Annotated in this window: 13 protein-coding genes; 6 read left to right on the top strand and 7 right to left on the bottom strand. The window is 71.0% G+C overall.

Annotation, left to right across the window (positions count from 1 at the left end; genetic code table 11):
* The first annotated feature begins 89 nt into the window (after positions 1–89).
* Both ABD901_RS46090 and ABD901_RS46085 read left to right on the top strand, forming a co-directional pair.
* On the top strand, positions 90–575 hold the full coding sequence (locus tag ABD901_RS46090) for a TOBE domain-containing protein (RefSeq protein ID WP_345138022.1): 486 nt from the start codon (positions 90–92) through the stop codon (positions 573–575).
* Between the two features lie 190 nt (positions 576–765).
* A complete protein-coding gene (locus ABD901_RS46085) occupies positions 766–1,221 on the top strand; it encodes an enoyl-CoA hydratase/isomerase family protein (RefSeq protein ID WP_345138020.1) in 456 nt (151 codons plus the stop codon).
* A gap of 58 nt (positions 1,222–1,279) precedes the next feature.
* Here the strand turns inward: ABD901_RS46085 and ABD901_RS46080 are convergent, their stop codons facing one another.
* A complete protein-coding gene (locus ABD901_RS46080) occupies positions 1,280–2,122 on the bottom strand; it encodes an MBL fold metallo-hydrolase (protein WP_345138018.1) in 843 nt (280 codons plus the stop codon).
* 9 nt (positions 2,123–2,131) lie between these two features.
* The gene (locus tag ABD901_RS46075; protein ID WP_345138016.1) at positions 2,132–2,548 is read right to left on the bottom strand and encodes a lipocalin-like domain-containing protein; all 417 of its coding nucleotides are present in this window, start codon (positions 2,546–2,548) and stop codon (positions 2,132–2,134) included.
* Between the two features lie 307 nt (positions 2,549–2,855).
* Here ABD901_RS46075 and ABD901_RS46070 point away from each other — a divergent pair, with 307 nt between their 5' ends.
* On the top strand, positions 2,856–3,464 hold the full coding sequence (locus tag ABD901_RS46070) for a hypothetical protein (protein WP_345138014.1): 609 nt from the start codon (positions 2,856–2,858) through the stop codon (positions 3,462–3,464).
* Entirely contained in the window at positions 3,461–4,015 is a 555-nt protein-coding gene (locus ABD901_RS46065) for a hypothetical protein (RefSeq protein ID WP_345138012.1), read from the top strand. Before ABD901_RS46070 ends, ABD901_RS46065 begins: the two co-directional genes overlap by 4 nt.
* Before the next feature lie 95 nt (positions 4,016–4,110).
* Here the strand turns inward: ABD901_RS46065 and ABD901_RS46060 are convergent, their stop codons facing one another.
* The 5 genes from ABD901_RS46060 to ABD901_RS46040 all read right to left on the bottom strand — a co-directional run bounded on the left by ABD901_RS46060 (position 4,111) and on the right by ABD901_RS46040 (position 11,163).
* The gene (locus ABD901_RS46060) at positions 4,111–6,660 is read right to left on the bottom strand and encodes a glycosyl hydrolase 2 galactose-binding domain-containing protein (protein WP_345138010.1); all 2,550 of its coding nucleotides are present in this window, start codon (positions 6,658–6,660) and stop codon (positions 4,111–4,113) included.
* Entirely contained in the window at positions 6,657–7,484 is an 828-nt protein-coding gene (locus ABD901_RS46055) for a carbohydrate ABC transporter permease (protein WP_345138009.1), read from the bottom strand. Before ABD901_RS46055 ends, ABD901_RS46060 begins: the two co-directional genes overlap by 4 nt.
* A complete protein-coding gene (locus ABD901_RS46050) occupies positions 7,481–8,434 on the bottom strand; it encodes a carbohydrate ABC transporter permease (RefSeq protein WP_345138006.1) in 954 nt (317 codons plus the stop codon). Before ABD901_RS46050 ends, ABD901_RS46055 begins: the two co-directional genes overlap by 4 nt.
* A gap of 65 nt (positions 8,435–8,499) precedes the next feature.
* Positions 8,500–9,810, bottom strand: a complete 1,311-nt coding sequence (locus ABD901_RS46045) for an ABC transporter substrate-binding protein (RefSeq protein WP_345138004.1) — start codon at positions 9,808–9,810, stop codon at positions 8,500–8,502.
* A gap of 504 nt (positions 9,811–10,314) precedes the next feature.
* Complete coding sequence (locus ABD901_RS46040; protein ID WP_345138002.1) at positions 10,315–11,163, bottom strand: LacI family DNA-binding transcriptional regulator; 849 nt, start codon at positions 11,161–11,163, stop codon at positions 10,315–10,317.
* Between the two features lie 79 nt (positions 11,164–11,242).
* Here ABD901_RS46040 and ABD901_RS46035 point away from each other — a divergent pair, with 79 nt between their 5' ends.
* A complete protein-coding gene (locus ABD901_RS46035) occupies positions 11,243–12,469 on the top strand; it encodes an ROK family transcriptional regulator (protein WP_345138000.1) in 1,227 nt (408 codons plus the stop codon).
* A 307-nt stretch (positions 12,470–12,776) separates the two neighbouring features.
* Entirely contained in the window at positions 12,777–15,296 is a 2,520-nt protein-coding gene (locus ABD901_RS46030; protein ID WP_345137998.1) for a galactose-binding domain-containing protein, read from the top strand.
* Positions 15,297–15,315: the final 19 nt, after the last annotated feature.

Genomic DNA, 15,315 nt, shown 5'->3' with positions numbered 1-15,315 from the left:
CGGCCACACGTCGTGACCGGCTCTGGTGCGCGGCCGTGTCCGGCGCCAACACTCTTCTGACACGCCGCACACGTGATTGGAAGAGGCCGATGAGCGTCAGCACCGTGCTGGACCGGGATGCCGGCCCGCTGGTCGCCGGTGAGCCCCGGATCAACCTGTTGCCGGCGATGCTCTGCGAGCGCCTCGGTACTGCGGTCCTCGCGCTGCACGGGCAGCAGTTACCGGTGCCGGGGCTGCTGCGGCAGCGCCCCTCGCTGCGCCGCCATGTCGGCCGGCCGATCGTCGTCGGCGTGCGGCCCGAGCACCTGCAGGACGCGGTGGTCGGGCGGCCCGCCGGTGCGGGGCCGGCGGTCCTGGTACTGCACGGCGTGGTTCGGCAGGTCCGGCCGGCCGGAGCCGAGCGGATCGTGTACGTGGAACTGGCCGATGTGGACTCCGGCGGGGTGCCGGTGCCCACGGTGGTGGCCCGGGTGAGCGGCCGCTCGGGCGCGGCGCCGGACGCCCCGATCATGCTCGCCGTGGACGCTCGGCATCTGATGGTATTCGGCGCCGGTCGCGTTCCCGTTCCGAGGTGATGCCGGCACGGTGAGATCATCCCGGACGCGCGGGTGTTCCGCCTGCTCGCCGTGTCCGGCAGCATCCCGGCGGTGGTGGCGTTCCACGTCGCGTTCGGCCTGCCGTTCGCGATCCTGCTGCTGAGGACGCCAACGCGGCATCAGAGCGTTCTTCGGCCGTTTCTCAGCATGGCATCGCCGCACCACGGTAATGTTTCTTGCGCGGGAGTCGGCGATCTTCGGTCAGTTCGAGGCGTCTGTGGGAGCACCTCCCGGCGGAGGCGGCATGCAGCACCTGGCCCGTCTCCTGGGTCGGGGGCGGGCGCTCGAGGTCCTGCTGGGCGCCGAGGACTACGACGCCGCGCTGGCCGAACGATACGGCTGGATCAACCGGGCGCTGCCCGCTGCCGAGCTCGGCGATTTCGTCAGGAAGCTCGCCCACCGCATCGCCGCCGTCCCGCCGGCGGGCCGCGCCGCGGTCAAAGACCGGGTCAATGCGATCACGCTCGCGCCCGTCGACGACTTCCGACGCGATTCCGATCTGTTCGGCGAGGGGATGCGAACACCCGACGCGCAGCGCCAGGTTCAAGCCGCGGCGAAGGCCGGGTTCCAGACCCGGGACGCGGAGTTGGACCTGCCCCGCTTGCTGGGTCGGCTAAGTGGCTGACAGCTGGGCGGCTCTCAAGGGCTCGGTCGGGCGAGCCATCCCCTCGGCGCGGTCCCGATCACTGGGTCGTGACAGCGCCGAGTATCAGGAACTGCTGGCGGCTGACCCAGCCCGGGTAGCGGTCGACCATGGCGTCGAACAGCTCCCCATCCGGCATGCCTGTGTCGCGGAGCTGCCCGTAATACTCGAGGTAGCCACGAGACTCGCCGAGGACCGCAGGTGGGTTGCCTTGGGTCGGATCTTTGTGTCCGCAGACGACGGCGGCGGGGTGGAGTTCGGCCAGCCGGTCGAGCGCGGCAATCCATTCAGCCCGGCTTTCCGATGTCGTTGCGCCGACGAACATGTGGCAGTGGTTGTAGGCGACGTCGCCAGAGACGATCAGGTCCAGGTCGGGCACGTGCAGTGAGGTCGTGTCCACCGTGTCTGTGTGGCCGGTGTCAATCACCAAGATGGAGCAACCCTCGAGCTGGAATTCGGGCGAAGCGAGCGGTTCGGGCAGCGGGATCGAGTCGGCGATCTGACCGGGGAACCCCGCCCTGAGCGAGTTGTCCAGCGCCTGGCCGTCCTGCATCCGCCGCACCGTCCCTGCCGTGGCCACGACTCGCGCGTCCGGGAAACGATCAAGGACAACCGGCAGGCCGAGGTAGTGGTCACCGTGGCCGTGCGTGATATAGACAGTCGTGAGGTGGCGATCGTGCAGCGCCACCCAGTCGGCCAGGGCAGTGGCCTCGCGCACGGTCATCAGCGGATCCACGAGCACGGCATCGCGGGCACCGAAGATCAACGTCGACGTCGTCGGGTCCCAGGCCGGCGCGTCGCCCACAGCGGGCGTCGGGGCGACGAACGGCTTTTCCGGGGCGACGAAGACGTCGTAGCTCAGTGCGGACCGGGTGGCTGTCATGCGTTTCCCTTATCGTGGCGGCTGGCGTACCCAGCTGATCGAGGTTGTGCTCGTCACGCCGTCGCGGCGGCGTTCCGAAACAGACAACGTGAGGCTGTCCGGGCCGTGGAACCGCACCTGCCGGGTCTGCGTCGTGCCCAGCCAGCTCGGTATTACCGACACCTGCACGTGATGGGCCACCGTTTCGCTGTTCTCGTCGACGTCATATGGCCCGGAATACGCGATGTAGTAGGCATCCGGCGCGTCGTCATCTGCGTATGGTCCCGGCCCGGCCAGCTGCGCGGACATGTAGCCGTCCGGGGTGTAGAGGATCGCGCCGCGCGGGTCATCGCCCAGCGGGCGCTCGGTCTTGCCGCCGGCGGTCACCTCGTACCCGGCGAGCCGCCACCCTCCGGCAAGCCGGTCACGGATCTTCGACCGGGGCATCGGCGCCTCCTTTGACCATCGCGGCAGGGTGCACACAGTTCGAGAACGCTGGCCGGTATGGGAGCTACCCGGCCGCGGTCATCCCACACACGCTGAGCTTCCCCGCTTCGATGGAGCGGCAGTATTTTCGGCAGCGCTATCTGGATTCATCGGGCCAGTAGAGCCGACGATCGTCCTTGGTGGCCGTGGAGGAACCGTCGGATGGACACCCGACACGGTCGACGCCGTCGCTGAGAACGGCCGGTTGGCGGTGGTGTGTGATCCTGATGCCGTGGCCCGCAAGGACGTTTCCGGATCGCTTGCGCTGATGCGATACCGCGTGGAGACCGCGACCGTGCGGTTCGCGAGGATGACCGGGGGCGTGGACCACCCCCTCGTCGAGACCGCGCGAAGCCGGCTCAAGGCAGCGGACACGGCTGCGATCCGCGCGGCGGGTGGCCTTTCCCCGTGGACACGGACGTGGATCGGCGTTGCGGGGCTCGGGGCCGCAGCGTGGGCGGCGGCCGCACTCTGTGACCGTGTCGGACTCCCCGCGGGCTGGACGATCGCAGTCGCCGTTGCCGCTCTGGGGGGCGCGTTCTGGCCGGTGTACGCGTTCACCAACGCACTGGCGCAGCGCGTCGACCGCAGACGCACCAAACGGCCCACGTCGCCGCCGCCGATCGCGGCGCCGGCCGGCGTCGGGCCGGCGGCCGAGATCCTGGCGCTGCTGCGCATGGCTCGAGACGATCTCGCCGCGGCGGTGCGGCGGCGGGTTGCGGATCACCGATTCGGGCGGGTTGCGCGGACCGCGGCGGGCTTCGACTGGTTGCGCCGTCATGACCCGCAACTGTTCTGGTTGAGCCTGGCCGACCGGCACCTCTGCCAGGTCATCTGCTCGATCGAGGCCTGGCTGCCCACGCTGGACGAGGCATGAGCGCCATTGCCCCCCAACTGCGCGAGGCCTCCTCCGTCGCCGAGCGCGCCGCGGCAGAACGGCAGCATGGCGAGTCCAACGGTCCGGGCACGGACACCGAGATCATCGGCGGACTGCAGTTCGTCGCCGAGACCCTGTCCCACGCCGCCGGGCTCCTCGACTCGTCTCCGGTCCCGCCGCGCCGCTCCATGATCGAGTCGGCGGTGCTGATGGGCGGCTGGGTGATCTCGTGCACGGCGGTGCTGCTCGCCGTGCCGCATCCGGCACAACCATCCGTGCTTGCGGTGACACTGGCCGGTGGTGGAATCCTCGCCACGCTGCTCGCGTCGGCGGTCTCGGCGGTGTGGAACCGGCGTTCGGCGCGGGCCGTCGCGGCCGCCGAAGCGAACTACGACATCCACGCGGCAATCGATGATCTTCGCACCAGAATCTCCGCATGCGCCGCGGCCCTGGAGCCTCATCGCAATGACGTACACCTGGACGTCGGGCGGTGGATCGAACGCGCGCAGACCTGGCTCGACGTCGTGGACACAGCGGCATCCGAAGCCTGACCGCGGCGGGCAGAGGTCGACCCGCCGCGGTACCGTTCGATCCCCTCGAGGTGCCTGGACATCACGATGAAGCAGCTCGTGAGAGCCGACCCCGTTTACATCGTGAGCTCGCCGGCCGAGCGGACGGCAACGCCGAGCAGGGCGGCCGGCAGGGTCGTCGCGGCGTCCGCGGGCAAGGGGCGGCCGTCGCGGCGGGTCACGCGGAAGACGTGCCGCTCGCCGGGCAGCAGGGTCACCAGCGCGTCGTCGACGACCAGGTCGGCCGGCTCGACGCCGAGCGCGGCGGCCAGCCGGTCGGCGAAGACGCACACGTCGCGCAGCACCGTCGCCGCGGTCACGCCGATGTGCAGGCGGCCCTCGAGCACCGCCAGGTCGACGCGGCGCTGCGGTGCGGGGATGCTGCGGTCGCGGTCCGGGCGGTACGCCCACGTGGTCCGCGACCAGTCGGCGTCCACGACGAGCAGCTCGGCGGCCGGGTCGTCGGGGTGGCCGACCTCCGGGCCGACGGCCAGCCGCGTGACGGCGCCGGGCGGGCACTCGGGGCGCAGGCGGGCCCGCGCCAGCTCGCGGCCGTCGGGGCCGACCCGGCGGATGAGCACGTCCGGGCGCCACGGCGCCGGGGTGTCGTTGACCAGGACGAGCACGAGGCCGTCGGGGCCGGTGGGGTCGTGCGTCGGGCCGGGGTGCACCGGCTGCACCGTTGCCAGCCGGGGTGCGAAGGCGCTGCGCAGGGCGTGCCACATCGGCTTCTCGATGCCGGCGACGTCGACCGCGGACCAACTGATCGCCGGCCAGCAGTCGTTGAGCTGCCACACGACGGCGCCGCCGCAGCGGTCGCGGGAGCGCAGCCACTCGACGCCCGCCGCGACCGCGCGTGCCTGGACGAGCTGGGTCGCGAAGTGCCAGTCGGGGCCGTCGGCCGGGGTGGGCACGTGCGGCTGCAGGCCGCGGGTGAGCTTGTGCATACCGTCGATGGCGCGCAGGTGGTGGCGGGTGAGCTCCGAGGCCGGGCCGGGGGTCTCGCCGCCGAGGACTCCTTCGAGCGTTGTCCAGGCGGCGGGGCCGCACCAGCCCATCTCGGCGACGAACGACGGGTCGTGGTCGCGGTAGTGGGAGTAGTCGGCCTCGTTCCAGGCGTCCCACAGGTGGGTCGGGCCGTGGGTGTCGGCGGCCGGGTCGCGTTCGAGGGTGCCCGACCACGGGGAGTTCGGCACGTACGGGCGGGTCGGGTCGAGGCGCTCCAGCACGCGCGGGAGCACGTCCAGGTAGTAGGCCGCGCCCCAGCCGCGCTCGCCGATCTGGTCCGCCCAGCCCCAGTGGTGGCGGCCGAGCACCGTCTCGTTGCCGCCGCACCACAGCACCAGGCTCGGGTGCGGCGACATCCGGGCCACGGCCTGCTCGGCCTCGGCGGTGACGAGGGCGCGCATCTCCTCGTCCTCGCAGTACGCGGCGCAGGCGAAGAGGAAGTCGTGCCAGACGAGCATGCCGCGCTCGTCGCAGGCGTCGAGGAAGTCCTCGGTGGCGAAGTGGCCGCCGCCCCAGACGCGCAGGAGGTTGGCGTTGCCGGCGACGGCCTGGTCGATGCGGGCCGCGACTCGTTCGGGCGTTGCGCGGCTGGACAATGTGGCGTCCGGGATCCAGTTGTACCCCCGGATGCGCACCGGCCGGCCGTTGACCACGAGCGCCCATCGGGTGCCCAGCGCGTCCGGCGACTCGTCGAGCGCGACGCTGCGCAGCCCGAGCCGGGCGGTCGTGGCATCGAGCGGGGTGCCCTCGTGTTCCAGTTCGACTTCCAGGCGGTACAACGGCTGCTCGCCCATGCCGACCGGCCACCACAGCTCCGGTTCGATGACGAGCAGCGTGATCGCGATCTCGTCGCCCTGGACCGTGCTGCTCCCCGCCGCGGCGGGCGTCCCGGACGGGTCCACGAGCTGAGCGCGCACTCGCGAGCCGGCCGGCGCGTCGATGCGGGCATGGACGGTGATGCTGGCCCGCCGGCCCTCGAGGCGGACCAGGGGCCGGACGTGCTCGATGCGGCCGGTGTACGTCTCGAGGCGGATGTCGCGCCAGATGCCGGCGGTCACGTGGTGGGGGCCCCAGTCCCAGCCGAAGTTCGCGGCGGCCTTGCGCACGTGGGCGTACGGCTCGTCGTAGGGGCTCGGCAGCGGGCCGTGCGCGCGCTCGTGCTCGCGGGCGGCGTCCCACGCCGAGGCGAAGCGGACCTCGACCACGTTGTCGCCGGGGCGCAGGGCGTCGTCGACGTTCCAGCGGTACGCCAGGTGCTGGTCCCGCCCCGCCCCGACGAGCAGGCCGTTGACGTACACCTCGGCGAACGTGTCGAGGCCGTCGGCGACGAGATCGGTGCGGGCGCCGGGCGTGGGCGACCAGTGCACGCTGCGCCGGTAGGTCCAGCGGGAGCGGCCCACCCACATCTGGTCGTGCTCGCCCGTTCCGGCGTCGGGGTCGGCGATGAGGCCGGCGGCCAGCAGCGCGGTGTGCACCTCGCCGGGCACCTGCGCGGGGACGGCGGCGCCGCGCACCGCGTCGGGCACGCCCGGCGGGCCGCCCGCCCACGTGAGCTCCCAGGCGCCGCCGAGGTCGAGCCGGGTCAGCGCGGCCGTCGTGGCCTGCGTGGTGAGAGTCATCCCTTGACCGCCCCTGCGGTGAGTGCTTCCTGCATGCGGCGGCTCGACAGCGAGTACGCGACGTAGACAGGCAGCAGTGTGAGCACGGTGCCGGCGGTGAGCACGCCGAAGTTGGTGGCGTCGGACACGAGCGTCGGCAGCGCGACCTGTACGGTGCGCACGTCGGGGCCGGTGCCGGTGATGGCCAGCGAGAACAGGTACTCGTTCCAGAACGTCAGCAGCTGCAGGATCGTCACGCTCACCAGGCCGGGCATGGCGATCGGGATGAACACGCTGAGCAGCAGCCGCCAGTGCCCGGCGCCGTCCAGCGCCGCCGACTCGATGAGCGCCGGCGGTACCGTGCGCATGAACTGGGTCAGCAGCAGCACCGACAGCGGCAGTGCGCTCGCCGGCAGGAACAGCATCTGGAACTCGCGGGTGTAGAACAGGTCCATCCGGATCGCCAGGATGACCGTGGGGATCAGCGCGGCGAAGGGCGGGATGAGGAAGCCGGCGAAGAAGGCGCCGGTGACCGCGCGGGCCAGCCGGTTGTCCTGGCGTGCGAGGGCGTATGCGGCCGGCACGGCGAGGGTCAGCGTGAGCACGATCGCCACGGCGGAGATGAGCAGCGAGTTGAGCAGCGCCTGGCCGAGGCCGGCGGTGCGCCAGGCGGTGGAGAAGTTCGCCCACAGCCAGTGCGACGGCAGCGCGAACGGCCGCGTGAAGATCTCGATGTTGGTCTTGAGGGCGCTGACGGCGAGGTAGTACAGCGGCAGCGCGAGCAGCAGCGCGTACAGCCACGACAGGATGGTCGCGACCGACCCTCGCTGTTTCTGTGCGGTCATCGAGTGTTCTCCAGGGAACTGCGCAGCAGCGCGCGGATGAGGAGCATCCCGGCGACGCCGAGGACGAGCAGGGCCACGCCGACGACCTGGCTGTAGCCGAGGTCGCGCTGGGCGAACGCCTTCGCGTACACCAGGTAGGACAGCGTGGTCGAGGAGGTGCCGGGGCCGCCCTTGGTGAGCAGCAGGATGAGGGCGGCGGAGGTGAACAGCGTCCAGAGGTACTGCAGCATCGTCAGCGTCCGCACGTAGTCCTTGACCATCGGGAACGCGATCTGCCACATGATGCGCAGGCGCCCGGCGCCGTCGATGCGGGCCGCCTCGACCACGTCGGCGGGCAGGCTCGCCAGCCGCGCGGCGAACAGCACCGCGGTCCAGCCGACGCCGCGCCACAGGTCGATGGCGATGAGGCTGGGCAGCGCGGTGGCCGGGTCGGCGAGCCACGGAGTGACCAGCGAGTCGAGGCCGAGCGCGCGCAGCGCACCGTTGACGCCCCCGTCGGGGGACAGCACGCCGTAGAAGATCATGCCGGTGACGGAGATGGAGATGAGGCCGGGGGAGAAGTAGAGCACCGACAGCACGCGGTAGCCGCGGGGCTTGGTGCTCAGGTGGTACCCGAGCATGAACGCCAGCGGGATCATCACCGGGATGACGACGGCGACCTGCAGGGCGCTGTTGCGCAGGGCGTCGTAGAAGACCGGGTCGTGCAGCACGTGGTCGACGTTCTCGAAGCCGACGTACGAGGGCTCGTACAGCAGCCCCTTCCACCGCAGCGTTGCGATGACGAACATCGCGGCGAGCGGGCCGACGGAGAAGACGGCGAACCACACCAGGGACGGGACGGTGAGCCACAGGACGCGGGCGGAGTGCAGCCCGCCGCCGCGGCGCCCGCGCCGTCGGGGCTCGGCCGGGCGCGGCCGGGCGGCGCCGGCCAGGACGCTGGTCGTTGACATCGTGGGTTCCTTCGGCGGAGCAGGGGGGCCGCCCGGGTCGCGGGCGGCCCCCGTTGGCGGGACGGCTAGCCCTTGGTCGCGGTGTCGAGGCCGGCGCAGATCTGCTGCGGCGTCGACTTGCCGTACGCACCGGTCAGGACCTGGATGATCCGGTCGGACGCGGAGCCGATCCACACGTCGGGCAGCACCGCGTAGTCGACGGTGTTGTCCAGGCCCAGCGACTGCGACAGCAGCGGGTTGGTGGCGTAGGAGGCGAAGTCGCCCGACGTCGGCGGCAGGATGCCGGAGTCCTTGACGAAGTCGCCGACGGCCGTGTCCGCGTAGAACTTCGTGACCAGGCGCTTGACGTTGTCGATGTGGCCCGCCTCGGCGCCCTTCTTGGTGATCATGAAGCCGACGCCGGTGAAGCCGCGGTACGCCGTGGGCTTCTTGAACGTCGAGCCGCTCGGCACCGGGAAGCCACCCAGCGTCGTCTTCTTGTCGATGCCCGTGCCCGAGGCGGTGGACTCGGTGTACGCCCACGACCCGGCCGGCATGATGGCCGCCTTGCCGCCGTAGTACGCCGCGTACATGCCGTCGGCGATGAGCCCGGCCGCGTTGTCGACGAAGACGCCGCCGTCGCGCAGCTGGGTGAACAGCTTGATGCCGTCCATCACCGACGGGGTGGAGCAGTAGCCGCCGGACTGCATGACCTTCTTCATGGCCGCGGCGTCGGTGTAGGACTGCGCGATCTGGTAGAACAGCTTCTGCCCGGTCCAGTCGTTGCCGCCGACGGTCAGCGGCCCGATGCCCTTCGCGCGCAGCTTCTGCGCGGCGGCGATCAGCTCGTCGGTGGTGGCCGGGATCTTGTCGACGCCGGCCTGCTTGAGCAGGTCGCTGTTGTACCACAGCGGCCAGCTGAAGCCGGAGAACGGCAGGCCCTGCAGCTTGCCGCCGGCCGCGCCGCCGACGCGCCACTCGTCCAGGGCGGCGGGCTTGATCTTGCCCTCGAGGCCCCAGTCCTTGACGTACTGGTCCGCGGGCACGGTGACGCCGGCGTCGAGCCAGCCCAGCGTCTTGTCGAAGAGGTTGACGATCACGAGGTCGGGCGACTTGCCGGCCGCGACCGCGTTCTCGACCTTGTCGTCGATGGTCTCCAGGCCTTCGGTGACGTTGACCTTGATGCCCGTCTCGGCGGTGAACGCCTGGAAGACCCGGTTCTGCGCGGCTGCCGCGGAGTTGCCCGCCGACCAGCGCGTGACGACGTCGATGGAGGTCGGTGCGGCCGCGGAGTCGTCATCGCCGCCGCAGGCGACGAGGGCGGGTCCGAGGGCAAGGGCGGCGACGACGAAGGCCGCGGCGCCGCGCACGGCCCGGGGCCTGGTGCGGTGGTCCATAGGGGAGTCCTTTGCGTCTGCGTGCAGGAAGGAACGGCGACGCGCACCGGGGGTGTCGACCGGCCGCCGCCGAGGGGTGTTCGCCACACAGCGTCCCCGCCGCGGTCCCTGAAGTCAACAACAAAGATTTTTAATCTATGAAAGTGCTGGACGCAGCAAAAGTTCGCGATCGGCACTGCTCGACTGGTTGGTCCGGCCGGTATGCGCGGACGGTGAGCCCGCTGCGGCGCAGCGTCGTTTTCTCTCCACGATCATGGCGATGTCTGATTTGTCCTCGGCCGTTCCGCATGATCGTGGAGAGAAAACGCTGCCGACAGCCTGGAGCGGACAGCAGCGGGGCCAAGGAAACGCCGTTATTCCTGTTATGCCGGATAAGTCGGGCGCTGGTGCGCGCGACTTATCCGATTTATCTTCTGTCAGGGTATAAATCCGACATGTCGTGGCGCGCCAGCGCCCGACATGTCGTAAATGCGCTGTGTTCGGGCGGGTCGTTGGTGGTGGGGGCTAGCGGCTGGAGCCGCGGACGATGAGCTTGGCCGGGGCCGCGCGGACCGTGCGGGGCGGCGCGCCGGACAAGGCGTCGGACAGGGCGTAGCCGACGAGCTCGCCGAGCTCCTGCACGTCGTGGCTGACGGCGCTGAGCGGCGGCACCGCCAGCTGGCACAGCGCCGAGTCGTCCCAGGCGACGAGGGACAGGTCGGCCGGCACGGCCAGGCCCAGGCGGCCGGCCTCGTGCAGCGCGCCGAGCGCCATGACGTCGTTGTCGAAGACCAGCGCGGTCGGGCGATGCTCGAGGGCGGCGAGGGCGGTCACCGCGCGCACGCCGGCCGCCTCGGAGTAGTCGCCGTCGAACGCTGTGGTGCGCGCGCCGTGCTCGGCGGCGACGGCCTCGAACGTGCGGCGGCGGATGATGGTGTGCGCCATCGCTGCCGGGCCGCCGACGTGGCCGAGGTGCGTGTGGCCGGCCGCGACCAGCTCGCCGACCACGTCGCGCATGGCGACCTCGTCCTGCGTCCACACCGTGGGCAGGCCGTCGGCGGTGAGCGGGTCGCCGATGACGACGCAGGGCAGGCCCAGGTCCTTGACGAGGGCGGCGCGCTCGTCGCCGGGCAGCAGGTCGATGAGGATGACACCCTGCACCTGGCCGTACTGCGCCCAGGCCCGCATCCGCTCCACAGCCTGCGCCACCGTGGCCACCACCTGCAGCAGCACGGGCACGCCCAGCGGGACGAGCACCCGCTCCATGCCGGCGATGAACTCGTGGAAGAACGGCTCGGCGCCGAGGACCTCCGCGTCGCGCACGAGGGCAAGCCCGACCGGCGTGCCCTGCTGCGGCGTCGGTACCGCGGCCATCGCTGCCTCCTCGTGGTTTAACCTACGTCCCCGTAACGTAGTCGTGCGACAGCGTACGGCGAGACGAGAGGCGGTGGGCGTGGCGCGACGGGAGTCGGCGGCCGCGGGGCCCGGCAGCCGCGCGCTCATCGTGGACCTCATCCGCTCCTCCGGCCCGATCAGCCGGGTGGAGCTGGTCAACGCGACCGGCCTGACCCAGCCGACGATCTCCAACATCGTGCGCCGGCTCATCGACGACGGCGTGGTGCGCGAGACCGGCGACACGGTCGCGACCCGCGGCAAGCCCCGCTCGATGCTCGTCATCAACTCCCGCGCGGCCTACGGCGTCGGCATCCACGTCGGCGCCGACACGCTCACGTGCGTGGTCACCGACACCCGCGGCGGCACCGTCGGCCGGCAGCTCGTCGCGGCTCCGGCCGACGGGCGGCCGGAGAGCGTGGCCGCGCGCCTCGCCACGCTGTACCACGACGTCACCAACGGCCTGGGGCTGCCGCCGCAGAGCGTCGCCGGCATGGCCGTCGTCGGCCCCGGCCCGGTCGACGTCGCCCGCGGCCGCTTCGTCGCGCTGCCCGGGCCGCAGCGCCCGGCCGGGCTCGACCTGGCGCACGCGCTGACCGGCCGCCTCGGCGTGCCGGTGCTCGTCGACAGCGACGCCGGCGCGGCCGCCGTCGGCGAGTTCTGGGGCCGGCAGGTCTCGCGCGAGCGGACCTTCGGCTGCCTGTACATGAACTCCGGCATCGGCTCCGGCGTCGTGCTCGACGGCGCCCTGCACCGCGGCGCGAGCTCCAACGCCGGCAAGCTCGGCCACGTCTCGGTCGTCCGCGACGGCGAGCCGTGCCACTGCGGCAACCGCGGCTGCCTGGAGCAGTACGCCGCGCCCCACGTCGTCGTGGCCCGCGCCCGGGCCGAGCGCGGCCTCGCCGACCGCCTGGGCATCCGCCCCGACGACCCGGACGCGCGCGCCTTCGACGTGCTGGCCCGCGCGGCCATCTACGGCGACGAGCGGGCCCGCGCACTCGTCGACGAGTCCGCGGCGCTGCTGGCCGAGGGCGCGCTGGCGCTGGCCAACCTGTGGGACATCGACACGCTCGTGCTGGCCGGCCCGGGCTTCGCCGTCGCCGGCTCGATCTACGTCACCGAGATCCGCCGCCGCCTCGCCGAGCGCGCCTTCGCCCGCGAGGTCCACGAGGTGCGGGTCGACCTGTCGAGCAACCCGCGCGACTCGGCCGCGATCGGCGGCGCCGCCCTGGTCCTGCAGGCCTCGGTCGCCCCCGGCCACGGCCCCGAGGTCGCCTCGCGGGTCTAGCGCCGGAACAGGCCTCGCCACCACACCATCAGCGACCGCGGTCGATGCAACGGTCGCCTCGCGGGTGGGTCTAGCGCGATCGCCGGGGCCACGGGTACGGTGCTCAGATCAGCCGCCCGCCTCAGGTTGACGACGCTCTACGATCATCATAGATTAATAATGTAACTTATTCGGTACATCCTTGGGCCATTCGGCAGCCTCGAGGACGCGCCCCTCCGCTGCCATCGTGATCGGCGTTCACGGTGGGATTCCGCCTCCCAACGGGGTTCCGCCTCCCGCTGGGAGTCTCCGCTCGTGAAGGAGCCCCATGACCCACAGCAGGATCCGGCGGGCCGCTCGCGGCGCCGCCGGGATCACCGCGCTCGGCGTCGCCGCCGCGGTCGTCTGGATCGCGGTGCCGTCGCTCGCGGCCCAGTCCGCGTCCGCCGCGCCCCGCGTCATCCACGTGGCCAAGAACGGCAGCGACGCCAACGCCGGCACGCAGGCCGCCCCCTACCTGACCATCAACCGCGCGGCCCAGGACGCGCAGCCCGGCGACACGGTGGTCGTGCACGCCGGGTTGTACCGCGAGCAGGTCAAGCCGGCGCGCGGCGGCACCGGCGAGACGGCACGCATCACCTACACCACCGCCCATGACGGCGACGCGGTCATCAAGGGCTCCGAAGAGATCAACAACTGGGTGCGGTCCAGCGGCAACGTCTGGAGCGTCACGCTGCCCAACACCTACTTCGGCTCGTTCAACCCGTACGCGACCGGGCAGCCGCAGGGCGGCGGCGACGCCACGTTCCCCGGCTACACCGCGGGCGACGTCTACCTGGACGAGACGGCGTACTACGAGAAGGCCGCGCTGACCGACGTGCAGAACGCGGCCAGCACCTGGTTCACGCAGGTGACCGGCGGGATCACGACCATCTGGGCGAACTTCGGCGGCGCCGACCCCAACGCCCGGCTCGCCGAGATCAACGTGCGCCGCCAGATCTTCGCACCGGACGTGTGGGGCCTGGGCTACATCACCGTGGACGGGTTCACCGTCAAGCACGCCGCCGGCACCTACTCCGACTTCCCGAGCAGCCCGTCGCGGCGGCAGGCCGGCGCCATCAGCGTCAACGGCGGCCTGCGCTGGATCATCCAGAACAACACCGTCATCAACGCCCGCACGATCGGCATCGACATCGGCCTGGGCTGCGACGAGTGGGCCGGCAACCGCCCCGGCACCACCAGGACGAACTTCCACAACACGAGCCAGTACGGCTCGCACATCGTGCGCAACAACTACATCGCCAAGTCCGGGCAGTCCGGCATCGCCGGCGTCTTCTCCTGGAACTCCGACATCCTGTACAACCGGATCGAGGACACCAACTACCGCAACGAGTTCAGCGGCGCCGAGACGGCCCCGATCAAGGTCCACTACATGAACGAGGGCCTCATCAAGGGCAACTACGTCAAGAACTCGCGCGGCGGCAACTCCGCCGGCATCTGGACCGACTGGGGCAACCAGAACGTCCGCATCACCGGCAACATCGTGATGAACGCACCCTGGGGCTACTACGCCGAGGCGGTCTTCGGCCCGATCCTCGTGGACAACAACGTCTTCATCGGCAACAGCGACATCCGCACGCTGGACGCCACCGGCATCGTCTTCGCCAACAACCTGTTCATCGACAACCATAACATCAACATCGACGGCAGCGGCCGGGACGCGTACTACTTCCAGCCCGGCACGATGAACGAGACGACCGCGCTCACGTCGCCGACGAAGGACTTCTTCTACAACAACCTCGTGCGGGGCTCGACGCTGCCCAACGACGCAACGAACAAGACATTCGTGAAGGAAGGCAACTTCACCAACGTCATCTCCGGCGTGCAGACCACCGCGACCAACACGTCGTTGCAGCTCAACTTCACCGTCAGCGGCACCGTCAGCGGCCTCACGCAGGTGACGAAGTCGCGGGTCGGCATCATCCCGAAGGCCAACGAGAGCATCGCCTCGGACGTGAACACCGACTTCTTCGGCAACGCGATCCCGGCCACCAACGTCGTGGCGGGGCCGTTCGCCAACGCGCACACCGGCGCGAACTCGTACACGCTGTGGCCGCCCGCCGGGCAGGTCGTGCCGAACCCGCCGGCGCCACCGGCCGACCAGCCGGTGAACCTGTCGCGCAACGCCGGCGCCCGGGCCGTCGCGTCGTACCAGGACGGCACGCTCGTCGCCGCCAACGCCATCGACGGCAACCCGTCCTCGCGCTGGTCCAGCGACCACAGCAACGACAACAACGCGTGGATCTACGTCGACCTGGGCGGCACCTACAACGTGCAGCAGGTGGCGCTGTCTTGGGAGACCGCGTTCGCCAAGGGGTACAAGATCCAGGTGTCGGACAACGCGTCGACCTGGACGGACGTCTTCTCCACCACGACCGGCGACGGCGGCTCGGACACCATCGCCGTCAACCGCAGCACCCGGTACGTGCGCATGCAGGGCGTCACCCCGAACACCCAGTGGGGATACTCGCTGTGGGAGTTCGAGGTGTGGGGCACGAGCGGCACCACCCCGCCGCCGTCCGGCGGCCCGACGGTATACGGCGACGCCAACTTCACCGGCCCCTCGGCGCAGCTCGCGGTCGGCAACTACGACCTGGCGCAGCTGCAGGCGCTCGGCATCGCCAACGACACCGTCTCCTCGATCCGGGTGCCGTCCGGATACGTCGTCACCGGATACGCCGACGCCGGCTTCGCCGGCACGGCGTGGACCTTCCGCGCCGACAACACCAACCTGCTGAACACCGGCAACAACGACGCCATCTCCTCGCTGCGCGTCACCACCGCCTGATCCGTTGCTGTTGACCCCG

This window comes from Dactylosporangium darangshiense (assembly GCF_039537565.1).
GTDB classification, from domain to species: domain Bacteria; phylum Actinomycetota; class Actinomycetes; order Mycobacteriales; family Micromonosporaceae; genus Dactylosporangium; species Dactylosporangium darangshiense.
Note: the sequence above shows the minus strand (reverse complement) of the source record. Positions and strands in the feature narration are given on the sequence as shown.